Below are 18507 nucleotides of genomic sequence, written 5' to 3'. Positions count from 1 at the left end.
ATTTACATTATCAAAATAGTTATAACTTAATAAACTATAAAATAAGTTTTTTTGTTTTTATTCCATTTTCATTTTCAACTTCTATGATATAAGTGCCATTTTTTAAAGATACTGCATCAATTGTATGCGAAGTGGTATGTCTGGAAGTATGCTCACTTAAAACTAATCGTCCTTGGATGTCATAAATTTTAAGGGAAGTACCTTTAAGTATATTACCAATTATTTTAATGGTTTTGTTACTAGCGATAATTTTAAGAGAGTCTAAATCACTTTGTTCCAAACCTAAAGTATTTGCGGAAAGGTGTAAATAGAATCTTCCTGTCCCACTAAGGTTAACGCTAGGTGTTAAGGTATAGTTTGAATTGTTTAGTAAGGTCCAAACATTCTTTACGTTATCTTCTAGGTATACCTCTACATCAGGGTTCAATGTTGAGTTGGAAAGAGCAATGCTTATTTGTTCTCCTTGATTTGCATGAATGCCTAAAGGAATAACAGTGGTTTCCGTGACAGTTCCCGGCAATGATTGTATTCCCAATGGGAAATTTGCATTGTCCTCTACTAAATTTGAATATATTGAAAATGTAGGTGTGCTTCCAAAAATAGCGGAATCGTAATTTTGGTCAAAACCAAGAGTTGCATTGTCATTCAAATAAAATTCGGTTTGGAAAAAATCATTTTCATTGAATAATTCCAAGCTAAAAAAGCCTTTATGAGGACTTGTGTTGTCCATTCGTCCAGCTATAAAATCGTCTGTTGTTCCAGTGGTACGCATAGCTGTTGTGAAGCTTATGGAGCCAGAGTTTGTGGCAGAAGACACGAAGAAACCTTGACCAGGTGTCAATTTAGCATTAGGGTGGGCATCAGAATAGGCTTGGTTCCAGATGCTCCATCCATCCTGTGCGTTCCCATCGTAGCCATAGATACCAGAATAGTTGGTGTTGAACTGGGAATTATTAGCGCTTAAGAAGGCGGATAAATTCAAATAAGACGGATAAGGATTACCAATTAAGTTCCACATAGCAAATGATGGTCCAACATTGGTTATTGGTAAAATCACACTCTCAGTGATTACTGAACCTTCGAATGCGAATGTTGACCCACCTAAATCAGAGGAAGCTGCTCGGTATCCAGTACCTGCCGATAAAATAATACTGGCATCGGTAAGGGAATCGTAAAGAAGGTAGCTTCCTGTCGGTTTGTCAAATGGTCCAAAAAGTTTCTGAGTAGGAGTAGAAGGATTTGATAAAATGTTGGCATTATTTTCTGCAAAGTCCCCAAAGGATTGGCCTGTTACAGGAGGGGCAACCAAGTCGTTACCGCCTACACTTTGGTTTTCATTTACATGTCTGTTGTAAATTACATTTCCTTCAACATTGCCATTTACTATTAAACTTGAGTAAGAAGTAGAAACAGAGTTAAGTTCCAAAGTTCCGTTGTTGATAATACTGCCATCTAAAGTCAGTGACTGACCTAGGGAAATGGTGACAGCTGCATCTTCATTGATTAAAAGGTGGTTTAAACCAACATTGGTACCAATATTATAAGTCCCGCTTAAAATGTAGGCGCTTTCAGAGTTTGTTGTGCCATCTGGAGCTTCAGAGTTCAACCAGTTATTGTTACTATATACCAAACCGTCAAAGGCGGTTTTTAGTCTAAAGTTGTCAAAACCGGCAAAATCATTAAGGTTGTTGTTACTTATTTGAATTTGTAAGCCCACGGTGCTTGCAGTGTCTGGAATAGCAATGGTTTCGGATCCAGAACCATCTTGAATGAGACTATTGTTGTCCCCTTCAAATAGGAATTGATAACCTTGTCCTATACCATCTATTACTAATTGATATTGTACATCATCATTATCATTGTTAAAGCCAATCACTTCCCAATCGAAGGTCAATATTATATTGTTGAAAATAGTAACATCTACATCTTCAAAGGTTATGGTAGTGTAGGTTGTTGGTGTAGTCCCATTGCTTAAATCGTTTATCCCTAAAATATTTCCTGAAAATTCAGGTTTGCTTAGTGGTGTAGCCGATGCTGCATCGACAATTCCGTAATAAGCTTCTCCCCAAGAAGAACCAAAGAAAGCTAAATCTGTCGTATAAGACCATTCGGGAGTACTTCCGTCAAAATCTTGTTGGGCTATAGTAAACAAAGGGCCGTTAACATTAAAGGTACTACTTGTAACATTGAAGCCGTTGGAGTTTACGAATAATATAACCCCTGTATCTTCACTTGTAAACATAATTGCATCCAATACTGCAATACCATCCACAAAATTGTAGCTGCCTGAAGGTGGTTCCATGTCACCCGTAGAGAAAACAATTAGGGATAAGTCGTAGTCCAAGTCTACATTTAAATTATCATCTACAGCCAATAAGGTTGGATATGGTACCATTAGTTCATAAATATTGGTGTCTGTAGGCTGTTGGTCAAACACAATTTGACCTGCAGTAACCTCTATACGGTTATCATCTCCTGTAATCGGGGTTGCAGCGCCTCCTGCATCTATACTCGCAAAAATTGAGCCGTTAATAGCATCGGCTGCAGCGTCTGTAATCGTGACATGAATTTGATCATTATCTGTTACCTCTGTCTTGAATGTGGCATACAAGCTAAAGGTGTTGGATTCGTCATCTTCTGTTTGTAAGCCTGAGATATCCAAAAACTGTGTATTTTCACCAACAGAGGTTATTTCCGCGACGTTAGTTCCAAGAGCGTCCATAAGTGCCAAGGTTGCAATATTCTCGTAATTGGAAATAGTGAATCCAAGATCGGTTAGAATAGTAGGTTGATTATCTGCATCTGGTGCAGAAGCTCCCCCGTCACGTATTTCAAATTCCCCAATCTGTAAGGCGTTTTCTGTAGTTAATCCCGTAGTAACAATATAATCTCTGTAATCGAAATTGTCCTCTGGGTCAAAGGCTGTACTTATAATATCCGATTCAGTACTGTTGGGGGTATTGGCTGTTACGGTTCCTGTAATTAGGGCCCCAGCATTTTCGATTCCAAGTTCGTCCCAAGCATTTACACTCATTACACGTAGCCAACCAGCATTAGAGGTTGCTCCCCATGCATATAAGCGAAAGGTAATGGTGCCACCTGTACCGGAAGGTATGTTTAAGGATGTGAAGTTTGGGTTGTAATTAGTTAAATCTACAGGAAGCGTTCCGCTTCCGGCAATTGTACCTGGAGTAGCAAAGTTGTCAGTACTATACTGGATTACATAATTATTGGGTCCTGAAATATTTCGTCTCAACTCGATTTGGATACCATTTACAACAACGTCATAACCTGTATCTGCGGTTATGGACCATTGAAAATATTCAGTAGCGTCTACTTCTGTCCCGTTTACAACCCAATTGTTGGCGGTAAAAGCGGCAGTTGCTATTTGTGGAGAAATGCCAGGGCCTATTGTGAAGCCCTCAGAGGACAAAGAGAGGGCACTACCTGTTAAGGTGGGGTCATTAGAATTGTCATTATCAATGGCTGCCAAGGTAATGTCTTGGGCGATGCCTATGTTTATTGAAAACAACAAGAATAAGAATGAAAAAGTAATTTTCGACATAATATTTTGGTTGTAAAAGTTGATTCAAAAGCAAATATGCATATAAAAATACGAATTATAAACGACAAATTCCACTATTTCAGCTATTGGGCATTGTGTCGGTTTTATGTGGATTTTAACGATAAAAGTGGTTTTTGACGAAAGTGTAGTTTATTGCGACTTGATTTTATTATAATGATATTTTTTAAGTGTAAAAATGAGTTATTTCTAATGTTTCTAATTGATTGTTAAAATTTTAATGATTTCGACGTGTAATTTTTTTCGTTGCTTGAATCGGGTTATTTTTACAAATGAAATGTGCAAACCTCAAAATAGGGGATTGTTATTTTAGGCTTTGCCTTGAGAGGTACTTGAAATATTTTTGAATTCTGGTCTAGATGTGGAGATGTCAGTGTTTTGTGAGGTATTCAATCTAGATGGCTTTATGGGCTTAGGTTGGTTTGATGAGTGTTTATTTAAATGAAGACAGAGCTATAAAATTGAATTTTTTATGTTATTTGAAGCAGTGCAAGAAATATTAGGACAGATGCTAAAGTGTATAACCTTTAGATTGGAAATAGTATAAAATGAAATAAGGCAGTAATATTGCCGTTTAGTCAGGAAGAATAACATTCTAGATGTTTCGGGATGCTATTCTTTTTGTATATCCCTCACATTTAAAAGGGATATTATGAGTGGAGTAAAGATTCTGGTCAGCTTTGTTTTTTTAGTATTTTGATGAAATAGCGGAGAAGGGAGTAAACTAGGAGTCATAAAACCTTATTAATTTATAGGGCATTCATAAAAAGTGATGTGTCTTTAAAAATATAATATATGAGTCAAAAAGTAGCTTTTATAACAGGTGTAACAGGTCAAGATGGTGCTTATTTAAGCGAATTCTTGTTGAAAAAAGGGTATGTGGTACACGGGTTAAAACGTCGCTCGTCGTTGTTCAATACCGATAGGATCGATCATTTGTATCAGGATCCACATGAATCCCATAGAAATTTCATTCTTCACTATGGAGATATGACGGATAGTACAAACTTAATTCGTTTGATTCAAGAAATTCAGCCAGACGAAATTTACAATTTGGCGGCCATGAGTCATGTTCATGTGTCCTTTGAAGTGCCTGAATATACTGGGAATGCAGATGGTCTTGGGACATTAAGGATTTTGGATGCGGTGCGCCTATTGGGATTGGAAAAGAAAACAAGGATTTATCAGGCTTCTACATCGGAGTTGTATGGGAAAGTGCAAGAGGTTCCTCAGTCTGAAACTACACCTTTTTATCCGCGTAGTCCTTATGCAGTGGCTAAAATGTATGCCTATTGGATAACTGTAAACTATCGTGAGGCTTACGGAATGTATGCTTGTAATGGTATTTTATTTAATCATGAATCTCCAATTAGGGGGGAAACCTTTGTGACTAGAAAGATTACCAGAGCTGTTTCAAGGATAGCCTTAGGTTTACAGGATAAATTCTATTTAGGAAATCTTGATGCACAGCGCGATTGGGGACATGCAAAGGATTATGTACGTATGATGTGGATGATTTTACAAGCAGAGGAGGCGGAAGATTGGGTGATTGCTACCGGAAAGACAACCAAAGTACGTGATTTTGTACGTATGGCATTTGCTGAAGTTGGTGTCACCTTGGAATTTAAAGGTGAAGGTGTTGAAGAAAAAGCTTATGTAGTGTCCTGTGATAATCTGGATTATCAAATTGAAATAGGAAAAGAAGTTCTTGCTGTGGATCCTAAATATTTTAGACCAACTGAAGTGGATTTGTTAATTGGAGATGCATCTAAAGCAAATAATAAATTAGGTTGGACTCCAAAATATGATTTGAAGGATTTGGTGAATGATATGATGCAAAGTGACCTTAAATTGATGAAAAAGGAGCAGTACCTTAAAGAAGGGAATTATCAGATTTTAAATTATTTTGAATAGTTTTTAAAAATGGATACATCTTCGAAAATATATATTGCTGGCCATAAAGGCATGGTGGGCTCTGCAGTTTGGCGGGCCTTAGAAAACAAAGGGTATACGAATTTGTTAGGTAAATCTAGTAAAGAACTAGATTTGCGTAATCAAGATGAAGTTATGAGGTTCATTACTGAAGAGCGACCAAATGTTATAGTGGATGCCGCTGCACGAGTGGGGGGGATTTTGGCAAATAATGACTACCCTTACCAATTTTTAATGGAGAACTTGCAGATTCAGAACAATCTTATCGATGCAGCGCATAAACATAATGTCGCTAAATTTGTGTTTTTAGGAAGTTCTTGTATTTATCCAAAGCTGGCGCCTCTACCTTTAAAGGAGGAATATCTTTTAACGGATAGTTTGGAGCCGACAAACGAGTGGTATGCTATCGCTAAAATAGCAGGTGTAAAGGCATGTGAGGCGATCAGAAAACAATACAATAAGGATTTTGTTAGCTTGATGCCTACAAATTTGTATGGCTCAAATGATAATTTCGATTTAAAAACCTCCCATGTGCTACCAGCCATGATTAGAAAGTTTCATGAGGCCAAATTAAATGATAATGCAGATGTTACTTTGTGGGGGAGTGGAGAGCCAATGCGTGAATTTTTGCATGTGGACGATATGGCGAAGTCTGTAGTGTTTGCCATAGAGAATGAACTTTCAGAACATTTATATAATGTTGGTACAGGGACGGATATCACAATTAAAGAATTGGCGCTGACTATTCAGGGAATAGTGGGGCATCAAGGGGAAATTATTTGGGATACGACCAAACCTAATGGAACACCTAGAAAATTATTGGATGTGTCTAAATTGAACCAACAAGGTTGGCAAGCCTCTATTCCTTTGAAAGAGGGGATAGCAGAGACCTATCAATGGTTTTTAGAACATATAGAAGATATAAAGCAAGTAAAACTTTCAAATTAAAGTAATGACAATAAAAAATATATGCTGTATTGGGGCTGGTTATGTTGGTGGTCCTACCATGGCTGTAATTGCCCAAAAAAATCCTAATGTAAAAGTAACGGTTGTAGATCTTAATAACGCTAGGATTGCAGCTTGGAATGACGAGGATTTGTCAAAATTACCAGTGTATGAACCTGGTTTGGATAAAGTAGTAGAAGAGGCAAGAGGAAGAAATCTCTTTTTTTCTACTGAAGTAGATAAGGCTATTGAAGAAGCTGAAATGGTGTTCATTTCTGTAAACACCCCAACCAAGACTTATGGTGAAGGAAAAGGAATGGCCGCCGATTTAAAATACGTGGAATTGTGTGCACGTCAAATTGCTAGAGTAGCCAAAGGCGATAAGATTGTTGTTGAGAAGTCAACACTTCCGGTAAGAACAGCTCAAGCAGTAAAAAGTATTTTGGCAAATACTGGAAATGGACATAAATTTTCGATTTTATCCAATCCTGAATTTTTAGCAGAAGGAACAGCCGTTGAAGATTTGCAATCTCCAGACAGAGTCCTGATTGGAGGAGAAGATACTCCTGAAGGTAAGGAAGCAATGCAAGCTTTGGTTGATATCTATGCTAGTTGGGTGCCAAGAGAACAGATTTTAACAACTAATGTATGGTCTTCTGAATTGTCTAAATTGGTAGCTAATGCTTTCTTAGCTCAGCGTGTGTCTTCTATTAACGCCATTTCGGAATTATGCGAAGCTACCGAAGCAGACGTAGAAGAAGTATCTAGAGCTATTGGGAAAGACTCTAGAATTGGACCTAAGTTTTTGAAAGCTTCTGTTGGTTTTGGTGGCTCTTGTTTTCAAAAGGATATTTTAAATTTGGTGTACATCTCAAAATCTCTTGGTCTAAATGAGGTGGCTAATTATTGGGAACAGGTCATCATCATGAATGACTACCAAAAGTACCGTTTTGCGAAAAAGATCATCACAACTTTATATAACACAATTGCAGACAAAAAGATTGCATTTTTGGGGTGGGCCTTTAAAAAGGATACCAATGATACTCGAGAAAGTGCCGCAATTTATGTCGCAGAACATTTACTTCAAGAGCAAGCCAATATTGTGGTGTATGATCCTAAGGTTACAGAAGAACAAATCTATTCCGATTTGGAATATTTAGGAACGTTGTCTTCCGAAGAAATAAAAAATAGAGTAACAGTAGTTGATAATCCATACGACGCTATGAACCAAGCTCATGCCTTGGCTGTATTGACAGAGTGGGATGAGTTTAAAACTTACGAATGGGACAAGGTATATGAGAACATGATGAAGCCCGCATTTGTGTTTGATGGACGCCGATTGTTGGATGTTGAGGAATTATCTGGCGTAGGTTTCAAGGTATACACTATTGGTAAATAAGGATTACGAACTTTAGAATAATAAGTATGGAGAAGTCGGAAGACTGGACGATTGAAATTTACCCAAAATCCAAATTATTGGATTTAAATTTAAGGGAGGTTTGGAGGTACCGAGATTTGTTGACCCTATTTGTACGACGTGATTTTGTAGCAGTCTACAAACAGACCATTTTTGGACCTTTATGGTTTTTTATTCAGCCAATATTAACAACCATTATGTTTATGGTGGTATTTGGAGGTATTGCTAAAATGAGTACAGATGGGATGCCTCAAGCCGCATTCTACCTGTCAGGGATTGTGTTATGGAACTATTTTGCAACAGCGTTATCGGGCACGTCAAATACCTTTGTAACTAACAAAGGAGTGTTTGGAAAAGTATACTTTCCTCGCATCATCACACCTTTAAGTTTAATAGTTTCTAAACTATTGACTTTTGGAGTTCAATTTGTTTTGTTTTTGGGGGTATTTTCTTATTTTCTAATCTTTACCGATGCTCCTTTACAGCCTAATGCGATGATTTTATTTGTTCCTGTACTAATAATTATGACGGCAGGATTGGCTTTAGGTTTGGGGCTGTTGATAACTTCTTTAACAACGAAGTATCGAGATTTTACCTTTTTGTTGGGATTTGCTATCCAATTGGGCATGTATGCTACGCCAATTATTTATCCTGCTAGTGCTATTGAAGGAATCAAGAGAACTGTCATTATGGCCAACCCTATGAGTGCCATTATAGAAACCTTTCGCTATGCTTTTTTGGGGGTAGGTAATTTTAGTTGGGCGAGCTTAGGCTATAGCTTTGGGATAATGGTATTATTATTAGCCTTAGGAACCATTACCTTTAATAAGGTACAGAAAAGTTTTATGGATACTGTATAGGTATAAAAGAAGAGAATAGAATGAAGCCTGCAATAAAAATAGAGAATTTAAGTAAACAGTACCGATTAGGAACGGTTGGAACGGGATCGTTTGCTCACGATATGAACCGTTGGTGGCATACGGTACGAGGCAAGGAAGATCCGTATCTGAAAATTGGAGAAACCAATGACAGGACCAGTAAGGGAAGTTCTGATTATGTTTGGGCTTTAAGGGATATTAATTTTGAAGTACAACAAGGGGAAGTTCTTGGCATTATCGGTAAAAATGGTGCCGGGAAATCCACCTTGTTAAAACTCTTAAGTCGGGTGACGGCACCAACCACAGGAAGTATAAAAGCTCGTGGACGTATTGCTTCGCTATTGGAAGTTGGTACGGGGTTCCACCCTGAATTGACGGGCCGGGAAAATGTATTTTTGAATGGGGCTATTATGGGGATGACCAAACAGGAAATAGCCTCAAAGTTTGATGAAATTGTTGATTTTGCTGGTTGTGAACGTTATATTGATACGCCTGTGAAACGGTATTCTTCAGGGATGTATGTACGTTTGGCCTTTGCTGTGGCTGCGCATTTGGAACCCGAAATTTTGATAGTAGATGAAGTGTTGGCAGTGGGCGATGCTGAGTTTCAAAAAAAGGCTATAGGAAAGATGCAAGATGTGTCCAAACAAGGTGGACGCACCGTTTTATTTGTGAGTCATAATATGGCGAGTATTCAAAATTTATGTTCTAAAGTTGTTATTTTGGAAAATGGAATGACTGTTTTTGAAGGGGATACGGAGAAGGGGATACAGAAATATCTGCAACAGAGAATTTCTAATTCTAATGTTAAAATTTTAGATAGAACAGATAGGATAGGTAGTGGATTTCTTAAGTTCTCGGATGTTAAAATTAAAAATAATGGGTTAAGTGATCTTAATTTGCAAGCAGGGTGTTGTGCACAGTTTGATATTTATTTCAAAATTCAGGGACCAATTGAGAATGTTATCTTTAGATTAATGGTTATAGATAACGAAGATAATTTAAGATTTGTATGTAATAATTTTCATTCATCTGAGCCGATAAGTCGAATTGAACAAAGTGGTTGTGTAAATTTACTAATAGATAATTTGCCTTTACCAGAGGGAACTTATTACTATCATCTGCAAGCTCTAATTAATAGAAGAGTTGCGGATGAAATTGAATTTGCAGGAGAATTTGATGTTGAAGCTGGGGATTATTTTAAAACGGGTAAAATACCTGGTTTAAAAGGCGGAGTATATGTAAATCATAGTTGGAAATATTAATTATAGAATTATGATTTCACATAAACATAAATGTATCTTTATTCATATTCCCAAAACAGCTGGGTCTAGTGTAAATTACCATTTAAATGGAGGTTTAAAATTGGATTGGAAAATTCCAAATTATGAATTTCTTTATGGATGGTGTCCAAAAAGAAGAATTCATTTGCAACATGCAACAGCAAAACAAATGTTAGAGTTTGGTTTGGTTACAGAAGATCAATGGAAGGATTATTTTAAGTTTACATTTGTTAGAAATCCATGGGATAGAGCTTATTCTGATTATTTATGGGTAAAACAAGATGTAAAGATTAAAGGGAGTTTTGAAGATTTCCTTTTGAAACAAAATAATTTTGAAGGCGTATTGAGAGATAACTCGGATAAAATTTATAGAGGGGATCATTTAATGCCTCAAACGGATTTTTTTGATTTCAAAGAAAATGAAAGTTACACTCTTGATATGGTGGGAAGATTTGAAAATTTTAAAATGGATTTTGACAAAATTAAATCCATTTTAAAGATTAATTCAAATAAGGAGTATTTTGAAAAACGAAATAACAAAAAGCTTTCTTACTATGATTTTTATAGTAGAAGTCAAATTAAACTAGTAAGAAGTATCTATGGTAAAGATATTGAATTATTAAATTATAAGTACCCTTGTCAAATAGAAATTATAAAGAATAAATTAGTTAAGAAATTTAAATGAAAATCTTAACAATTATAGTGACCTATAATGGTGCGAAATGGGTGGACAGGTGTTTTTCGAGTCTTCAAGATTCAAGTATTGCCGTAGATGTTTTGGTTATTGATAATGGGTCTACAGATAATACGGTAAGCTTAATTAAAGGAAAATTTCCTAAAGTAAAGGTTATAGAGCCAAGTGAAAATTTGGGGTTTGGAAAAGCTAATAATATTGGTTTAAAGCGAGTTTTGGAGAAGAACTACGATTTTGCTTTTTTGTTGAATCAGGATGCTTGGATAGAACGGGATACATTATGCAAACTTATTGATGTATATAACAGTGTAAAGACTGAGGATGTGGGTATTTTAAGCCCGTTGCATTTAAGTGGTTCGGGGACTAGTATAGATCGTGGGTTTCAAAATTATTTAAGTGGTAATAATACGCCGCACTTTCTGTCTGATTTATATTTGAACAATTTGAAACCCTATTATAAGTCTGGATTTGTTAATGCTGCTGCGTGGTTATTACCTAGAATCTGTATAGAGCAAATTGGTGGTTTCGATCCAATATTTGAAATGTATGGGGAGGATGATGATTTTTATGCAAGGGTAAAACGAGCGGGAATGGAGGTTTTTGTAGTGTCGCAATCTAGAATATATCACGACAGGCCACAGGTAAGAAAAGATAAAAATAGGAACTACCTCAAAAACGAAATTCTAAAAGGTGCGGTTTTGCAACTAAAAAAGAACAAGTTCAAAAAATCGTTTTTATATCGAAGAATTTTGGTTAATACAATTATGCTCAAGTTTGTATATGCTAACAATCATAAGGAACTGGACAAACAAGTTAAAATAGATAAGTTATCTTTAAAATTGTTTGATAAAGTGGATGGAGATGGTGGTAAGTTGAAAGTTTAAGGTGGAGGAGCGTTTTATAAATATTACTTTTTTATTATGTATTTCATTAATAATAACTCTATAAGTTTTTTATCAGTTATATTTAGTTCTATCAAATGACATTTTTAAACAAGAAATCTTTTCTCAATATAATATTGAATTAATAAATCATCTTTATAAGTATGAAAAGAAATAGTGAAGTGGGTTTGATTTCTATTGTTATACCCGCATATAACAGAGAGAAATTAATTAGTCAGACGTTAGATTCAATTTTAGAACAATCTTTTCAAAATTGGGAATGTCTTGTTGTAGACGATGGTTCTACAGATTTTACAAATTCAATTGTTAAAAGTTATATTGAGAAAGATGGACGTTTTAGACTTCTAGAACGGGACCGTTTACCAAAGGGCGCACCAACCTGTAGGAATATCGGTCTAGAAAATGCTAAGGGGAAATATATTATATTTCTAGATTCAGATGATATCTTATTTTCTCATGCCTTAGAATCTAGGGTTGATTTTATGGAATCTAAACCGAAACTAGATTTTTGTGTGACACCGGGTTTAAGAGGAGAATATCCAATTAGCAATCAAAAGGATTATTATTTAATCTCTTCTAAAAATGATAAAGAAAACACAATAGAAGAGTTTTTTAGAGCAAGGATACCTTGGAATACATTAAATCCAACCTATAAAAAGCAGAGCATACTGGAGCATGGCCTGGTTTGGGATGAAAATTTGGAGGGGTTTCAGGATATTGATTTTCATGTTAATTGTCTTATAAGTAACTTAAGTTTTGAATACTCTAACAATCGATTAGAACCAGATTGTTTGTGGCGATTCCATTCTCTGGGAAATATAGGTAATGATATTAAGGGGGATGTTAGAAAGGTCAGATTATGGCTTTACATATTAGAGAAATACGGTGGGAATCCTGAGTGTCCTAAAGAGACTTTAAAACCTCTTATAGCCTCAATTATTAAGAACTATATTTTTAATAAAAAATTAAAAGACAACAATGTCATTAGATCGATACAAGAATGTATTTATAAACTTGATTTAGGTCTTATGCCTTTGACTATGTATTACTGTACTTTGTATAGGTATTTCTATCAAAAAAATATTAGATATTTTCCTTCCCTATTTAGATTTATGATAGCAAAATCTAAGGATAATTATATTCTGTTATCCAGTAAAAATAATCATTATAAGACATACAGGTACGTACTGAACAATTAATATAATAGCGATTGTAAGAAACTATTATCAGTCAATTTGAAAAAAATATAAGAATTTACTAGAGGGATATTTGCGAAAAAAGTGAATATGTTATTAGTTATAATATTATGAAAAATGAGTAAGACATATGTATCCATAATTACCATTAACTACAATAATGTCTTAGAGTTAAAAAATACCTTTGAAAGTGTTTTTTCTCAAAACTATCAGGATTTTGAGTATATTGTGATTGATGGGGGGTCAACAGATGGAAGTAAGGCTTTAATTGAGCAATATTCAGATCAAATAGATTACTGGGTGAGTGAACCCGACATGGGCATTTATGATGCTATGAATAAAGGCATTGCCAAAGGGTCTGGAGACTATTTATATTTTTTAAATTCTGGTGATACGTTTTATAATGCGGAGGTTTTAGACCATATTACAAAACTATTAGATAGTAAAAAAACCGACATTATTTACGGTAATGTAAATGATGTAAATGAGGAAACGGGAGCATCTGCGATCCGCCCAAAAACTAATTTGGATAAAATTGAGCTATTTCATAAAATGGTGTGTCATCAAGCCTTATTTTGTCATAGACGTCTGTTTCAAGATAATTTATTTAAAATAAAATATAAAATAAAGGCGGATTTTGAATGGTTGTTACATGCATTCTCAAGATATACCCCTAAAGTTTTAAATACAGATTTTATCATTGCAAATTATTTATTGGGCGGACTGAGTGAAGTACAATATGATACTTATAGTCGTAAAGAAATTCCTCTGATACGTAACACCTATTTTTCAGAAAAAGAACAGAAGGCGTTAAGGCGATTTGTATTTAATCCTAAAATTACGCAAGCTCCTTTTGGCAATGTCATAAAAAAGGGATTTAAACAATACTTTAGATTAATCTATCCTAATTTAAGTTAACAGTTTGAAAGTAATAATTGTAGCCAGGCAACTAGGTATATATTCTGAGCATTGGTTGAAACGCCAGATTGAATTGCTGAAAGCAGATGTGGAACAAGTTTTGGTTATGGGCGACTGCGATTTAACTGAATTGTACGGTGTGCCAGTGCGGTCTTTGGCTTTGGAATATCAAATAAAATATAAGGTATTATCGAAAGTATTTAGAAAAGATATTCTGGAGTATAAACGATCTAAATTGGAGCACTTGCTTTCTAAATCACAATGCGACACCATATTGTTTCATTATATAGATTTCACACTAAATTTTAAGGATGTTATTAAACGGTCTAATAAAGATTGTTTTGTGTATTGTCATGGCTACGATGTGACCTGGGATTTGAGAAAATCGAGTAACCCAAGAGAAGCATCTTTTTCAGAAACATATAAAACAGATGTTTTAGACCTTTCTAAGGATGTTTGTTTTATAGCTAATTCAGCAAATACGGTTCAGAAGCTAAGAGATATTGGTGTTTCAGAAGCTAAAATACGAATGAAGCATTTTGGCATAGAGCATAATGATTTTCGTAAATTACCGGAGTATTACACCTTACTATATCTGGGTAGATTAGTGGATTTTAAAGGACCCCATTTGGTATTGAAGGCTTTTGAAATGGCTTGCGCAAAGGGGATGAAGGCAAAATTGATATTTGCTGGAGACGGAGCTTTAAGAGAAACTCTTGAACTTATGCGTTTGGTTTCTGATTACAAGGAAGATATTGAAATTTTGGGGGCTGTAGATTATAATAAGGCTCAGGAATTGTTCAAACACGCTTCCGTTTTTGTAGCGCATAACTGTATAGGTCAACTAACAGGACAGGAAGAAGCGTTTGGGGTGTCTATTATAGAAGCTATGAGTTTTGGCATTCCGGTAATTACGGGAGCTTCCGGAGGCACCAAAGAAACGGTTGTTCATAATGAAACAGGATTCTTATTCCAACCCTTTGATGTTGAGGCGCAGGCGAATTATTTTTTAAATTATTACAATGATACTAATTTAATGTCTTTACATAGTCGGAATGCACAAAAACATGTTAGAGAACATTTTAGTTTAGAAAACGAACAGTGTTGGTATAATGAAATTTTTGAAGGAGATGATAACTGTTAGTATAGTTGTACCTGTGTATAATAGAGCAGACGTTGTAGGAGAAACGATACAATCCGTTTTTAAGCAAACTTATTCTAACTGGGAACTTCTTTTAGTGGATGACGGTTCTAAAGATAACACACGTGATGTATTAAGTACTTTATCAAGTCAAGATTGTAGAATTAAGATATATTATAGAGAAGCATATTCTAACGTTAAGGGGGCGCCGGTTTGTAGAAATATAGGTTTAAATCAGGCCATCGGTACTTATGTTATGTTTTTAGATTCCGATGATATTTTAAGGCCAGATGCATTAGAAAATAGACTTACCTTTTTTTGGACTAAAAATGATTGTGACTTTTTGGTATTTCCGGGCGCATTTTTTAATAGGGAAATAGAGGATTCCGATCGCTTATGGAATAAGTTTACAGAAGAAAATGATTTACTTCGTTTTTTAAGAGGCGATGTGGTTTGGCAAACAACGGGACCTATCTGGAAACGTAGTTACTTATTGGAGCAAGGTTTAAAGTTTGATGAAACCGCTGCTAGTTCTCAAGATTGGGAATTTCACATTCATAGCTTATTAAAGCATCCAAAGTATTCGAAGATTGATGTACAGCCAGATTATTTTGTGAGGAGAGATGATAATGAGTCGGGTAGGATTAGCGGAGGACATAGTTCTGTAGCTAAGTTTCAAAATAGAATTGAACTGATTAATAAATTGTTAAAAGTCGTTATAGATCCAAAACAACTGCGTGCCTTACATAAATACTTGGTTCGGGATACCGTGTCGTGTTTAAGAAATGAAGCCTTAAAGCCAATCCTAGATACATTTAAAAGCACCAATAATAAATTTTCAAAGTCTATTGCCGAGAATTGGAATACTTGGATTAGTCTTGTATATAGAAGTTTAAAGTTAAATAGTGCTTTAGCTTTTAGGATTATAGCTCGCTTAATAGATTTAAGGCACCCAGGTTATTTTAGAGGGTTTAAGATGCATTACAGAGCAAAGTATTAATATATATAGATTGTTTTTAACTACTAAAAGTAATTATGAATAGATTACTAGAATTAATAAAAAAAAATGGACTGAAAGCAGTATTGACACATTGGTATCATTACAGACACTTACTTAAAAGCCAGAATTCCAAACAGGTTAAATTTATCGTTTTTGGTCAAGGACGATCAGGAAGTACATTGTTAACAAAACTTTTAGATCAGCACCCAGATATTTTTTGCGATCAGGAAATTTTTGGAAGTAAACAATCTCCAATATTTTTATTTCCTGAAAAATATATAGAGAGCAATGCTAGAAAGCCGAGTACATCAGGAAAGCCTATATATGGATTTAAGGTAAAAGTATATCAATTGTTTTCTGATCAAAAAATTAAAAACATTAAAAAGCTGTTAGATCGTCTTCATAAAAAAGGCTGGAAGTTTATATTTCTTTATAGAGAGGACGAAATGGCTCATAATGTGTCTTCATTTAAAGCCTTTAGTATGGGGACATGGTTTGTGGAAAAAGAAGAAATAGTAAAAAAGGAGACTTCTGAAAAACTGTATGTAGATCCCGTGCAGTTTGAAAAATCCGTACTTTGGAGACGTAAATTTTCTGCAATGGAAAAGGCGTGTTTACAAAATATCCCACATATACCCGTATCGTATGAAAAGGATTTATTGCAATTGGAAAATCATCAGGAGGTATGTAATCGTATTTTCGAATATATTGGTGTAAAATCTTATCCTGTTCAAGCTAGTGTAAAAAAAATGAATGAAACTAATTTAAAGTCTTCCATTAAAAATTACGCTGAAATTGAAGCGATATTAAATAAGTTATGAATACCAATCCATTAGTATCCGTTTTAATGACGGTTTATAATCGAGAAAAATATATAGCAGAAGCGATACAATCTGTTGTAGACTCTACCTATAAAAATTGGGAATTGATTATAGTTGACGATCGTTCTAAGGATGATTCTGTTTCAATTGCTAGATCTTTTGAAAGAAATGATGAGCGTATAAAAGTTTATATTAATGAAAAAAATTTAGGTGATTATCCAAATCGTAATCAGGCCGCTTCTTATGCGAATGGTAAATATTTAAAATATGTCGATGCGGATGACATGATTTATCCTTATGGATTGGAACAATTGGTGTTTTATATGGAGCAATTTCCGGAAGCTGGATTTGGACTTTGTTCTATAAAGCAGGATAAATTAAATATATACCCATATCAGTTGTCTCCAGAGGAAGCATATTTTAAACATTATTTTGAACTTCCGATTTTCGAACGCGCACCTCTTTCCTCCATTATAAATCGAGAGAAATTTTTAGAATCTGGATGTTTTAGTGGCAAACAGCATTTGGGGGATTTTGAATTATGGCATATTTTATCAAAACAATTTAATGTTGTATTAATGCCACCTGGTATCGTTTGGCATAGAGAGCATGAGGATCAGCAAATGAATGATAATCGTACAGATCCTTATGTGCCATTTAAGTACTTGTTAAATAGTTTAGAGCATTTGAATGCTCATGATAGTCCACTGAAAGATGACGAGAAACAACAAGCCATTGCTTTAGTGAAAAAGAAAATAAAGCGATCTATTTTAAGTGCTTTAAAGCATCACTCATTAAAAAAATCATTACAAATGTATAATGCTTTAAAAAAGGCTTAAGATCTTACATAAAGACAAATCATTTTGATAAATTATCACTTACTTAAAAAATCTTTGAATGAATTTATGTTATTTTAAAGGAGATATCCCAAATTTTGGAGATGATCTAAACCCTTATATCATCTATGAATTAATTCCGCATGCGAAATCAATTCAATTAGATACGGATTTATTGGTTATCGGTACAATATTGTCAGATGATTTTTTTAATAGTAAAGGCTTAAATACTAACCAAGAGGATAAGATTGTTTTCGGATCCGGTATTAGATTTATGGATAAAGTTCCAAAATTTGATGATAATTGGAAATTTAGATTCGTTCGAGGTCCTTTTTCTGCTGTATGTATTAAGAATCAAATAAATCAGGATATAAAGTATATTACAGACCCAGCTTATTTAATACGAGAAACTTCTTATTTTAAAAACAAGAAGCCTATAAAAAAACATAAGATATCCGTAATGCCCCATTTTAGATCGTTAAACCGCGTAGATTGGAAACATGTTTGTGATACCTTGGGATATCATTTCATCGATCCTTCTTATGATGATGTAGAGGTTATAATGGATCAAATATTAGAGTCTGAGTTTTTACTTACTGAAGCCATGCATGGAGCCATTTTAGCAGATGCCTTCCAAGTGCCTTGGTTGCGTTTTAAATACTTTTCCCATTTTCATGAACAGAATTATGTATCAGAATTTAAATGGTCGGACTGGTTGTTTTCTATGGGGTTAAAACATAATCATATTAAATTAGATTACAATAGATATATTAGAGTTGTAGAAAATAATTTAAAAAGGCTTAACTTTAAAAAAGTAAAAGAAAATCAATTAATTAAACAGTTAAAAAGTAGTGATCTTGGTTCTATTAATTTTCAATTGAGTGATTCTAATTTAGTTCAGAAAAAAACAGACGAAATGATGGTTGAAATTGAAAGGTTAAAAGAAAATTAGGGTTAGTAG

Annotated in this window: 15 protein-coding genes; 14 read left to right on the top strand and 1 reads right to left on the bottom strand. The window is 34.6% G+C overall.

The features are described from left to right. Window positions 1-34 precede the first annotated feature (34 nt). A complete protein-coding gene (locus tag RBH95_RS15105) occupies window positions 35-3565 on the bottom strand; it encodes a T9SS type A sorting domain-containing protein (protein WP_307900400.1) in 3531 nt (1176 codons plus the stop codon). An 813-nt stretch (window positions 3566-4378) separates the two neighbouring features. Between RBH95_RS15105 and gmd the strand changes: the two genes are divergently transcribed. From gmd to RBH95_RS15035, 14 genes are all read left to right on the top strand, one after another. Further along, a complete protein-coding gene (gene gmd / locus RBH95_RS15100; protein ID WP_307900399.1) occupies window positions 4379-5497 on the top strand; it encodes a GDP-mannose 4,6-dehydratase in 1119 nt (372 codons plus the stop codon). A 9-nt stretch (window positions 5498-5506) separates the two neighbouring features. Continuing rightward, a complete protein-coding gene (locus RBH95_RS15095; protein WP_307900398.1) occupies window positions 5507-6463 on the top strand; it encodes a GDP-L-fucose synthase in 957 nt (318 codons plus the stop codon). 4 nt (window positions 6464-6467) lie between these two features. Further along, window positions 6468-7859 (top strand): UDP-glucose 6-dehydrogenase, encoded by a 1392-nt coding sequence (locus RBH95_RS15090; RefSeq protein ID WP_307900397.1) that lies wholly within the window; start codon window positions 6468-6470, stop codon window positions 7857-7859. A gap of 26 nt (window positions 7860-7885) precedes the next feature. After that, entirely contained in the window at window positions 7886-8737 is an 852-nt protein-coding gene (locus tag RBH95_RS15085) for an ABC transporter permease (protein WP_307900396.1), read from the top strand. A gap of 20 nt (window positions 8738-8757) precedes the next feature. Further along, window positions 8758-10020, top strand: a complete 1263-nt coding sequence (locus RBH95_RS15080; RefSeq protein ID WP_307900395.1) for an ABC transporter ATP-binding protein — start codon at window positions 8758-8760, stop codon at window positions 10018-10020. Between the two features lie 10 nt (window positions 10021-10030). Next, complete coding sequence (locus RBH95_RS15075) at window positions 10031-10723, top strand: sulfotransferase family 2 domain-containing protein (RefSeq protein WP_307900394.1); 693 nt, start codon at window positions 10031-10033, stop codon at window positions 10721-10723. Beyond that, window positions 10720-11616 carry a glycosyltransferase family 2 protein gene (locus RBH95_RS15070; protein WP_307900393.1) on the top strand — a complete coding sequence of 299 codons (897 nt, stop codon included), beginning with the start codon at window positions 10720-10722 and terminating at the stop codon, window positions 11614-11616. The genes RBH95_RS15075 and RBH95_RS15070 overlap by 4 nt, the downstream gene beginning before the upstream one ends. Window positions 11617-11777: 161 nt before the next feature. After that, window positions 11778-12833: a glycosyltransferase family 2 protein gene (locus RBH95_RS15065; protein ID WP_307900392.1), complete on the top strand. Its 1056-nt coding sequence runs from the start codon at window positions 11778-11780 to the stop codon at window positions 12831-12833. Window positions 12834-12947: 114 nt separating this feature from the next. After that, window positions 12948-13748: a glycosyltransferase family 2 protein gene (locus RBH95_RS15060; RefSeq protein ID WP_307900391.1), complete on the top strand. Its 801-nt coding sequence runs from the start codon at window positions 12948-12950 to the stop codon at window positions 13746-13748. 4 nt (window positions 13749-13752) lie between these two features. Beyond that, window positions 13753-14892 carry a glycosyltransferase family 4 protein gene (locus RBH95_RS15055; RefSeq protein ID WP_307900390.1) on the top strand — a complete coding sequence of 380 codons (1140 nt, stop codon included), beginning with the start codon at window positions 13753-13755 and terminating at the stop codon, window positions 14890-14892. Next, window positions 14879-15889, top strand: coding sequence for a glycosyltransferase family A protein (locus tag RBH95_RS15050; RefSeq protein ID WP_307900389.1), 1011 nt, complete (start codon window positions 14879-14881; stop codon window positions 15887-15889). The genes RBH95_RS15055 and RBH95_RS15050 overlap by 14 nt, the downstream gene beginning before the upstream one ends. A 35-nt stretch (window positions 15890-15924) precedes the next feature. Beyond that, window positions 15925-16710, top strand: coding sequence for a hypothetical protein (locus RBH95_RS15045; RefSeq protein WP_307900388.1), 786 nt, complete (start codon window positions 15925-15927; stop codon window positions 16708-16710). Next, window positions 16707-17549, top strand: coding sequence for a glycosyltransferase family 2 protein (locus RBH95_RS15040; RefSeq protein ID WP_307900387.1), 843 nt, complete (start codon window positions 16707-16709; stop codon window positions 17547-17549). Before RBH95_RS15045 ends, RBH95_RS15040 begins: the two co-directional genes overlap by 4 nt. A 58-nt stretch (window positions 17550-17607) precedes the next feature. Next, window positions 17608-18498 (top strand): polysaccharide pyruvyl transferase family protein, encoded by an 891-nt coding sequence (locus tag RBH95_RS15035; RefSeq protein ID WP_307900386.1) that lies wholly within the window; start codon window positions 17608-17610, stop codon window positions 18496-18498. The last annotated feature ends 9 nt before the right edge of the window (window positions 18499-18507 follow it).

It is taken from the genome of Mangrovimonas sp. YM274 (assembly GCF_030908385.1).
GTDB lineage: Bacteria > Bacteroidota > Bacteroidia > Flavobacteriales > Flavobacteriaceae > Mangrovimonas_A.
This window is presented reverse-complemented; position numbering and strand designations above follow the sequence as displayed.